The organism is Kitasatospora sp. MBT63 (assembly GCF_000710465.2).
Classification (GTDB): Bacteria; Actinomycetota; Actinomycetes; order Streptomycetales; family Streptomycetaceae; genus Kitasatospora.
The window spans coordinates 27222-27666 of the sequence record NZ_JAIZ01000833.1; the positions used below are offsets into that span (position 1 = coordinate 27222).

At 71.0% G+C, this 445-nt stretch carries 1 protein-coding gene; it reads left to right on the top strand.

Going from position 1 to position 445, the window contains the following annotated elements; genetic code table 11:
- The coding region (locus tag AA75_RS51350; protein WP_199520575.1) for an AMP-binding protein at positions 1–445 on the top strand (445 nt) is incomplete at both ends.

A 445-nucleotide genomic window follows, 5' to 3' on the forward strand; every position in this document is an offset into this window, starting at 1 on the left:
CTCGACCGGCCGCCCCAAGGGCGTCACGCTGTCGCACCGCAACGTGGTCGGCCTGTTCTCGGCGACCGAGGACCTGTTCGCGTTCTCCGCCGACGACGTCTGGTCGCTGTTCCACTCCTACGCCTTCGACTTCTCGGTCTGGGAGCTGTGGGGCGCCCTGCTCTTCGGCGGCCGGGTGGTGGTGGTGCCGTTCGACACCGCGCGCTCACCGGAGGACTTCCTGGACCTGCTGGTCGCCGAGCGGGTGACCATGCTGAGCCAGACGCCGTCGGCGTTCCGCTCGCTGGTCGGCCTGGCCGGCGCCGGAGACCCGCGGATCGCCGAACTCGTCCTGCGCGCCGTGGTGTTCGGCGGCGAGAAGCTCGAACTCGGCGAACTGCGCCCGTGGACCGAGCGGCTCGGCCCGGACGCCCCCGCGCTGATCAACATGTACGGCATCACCGAG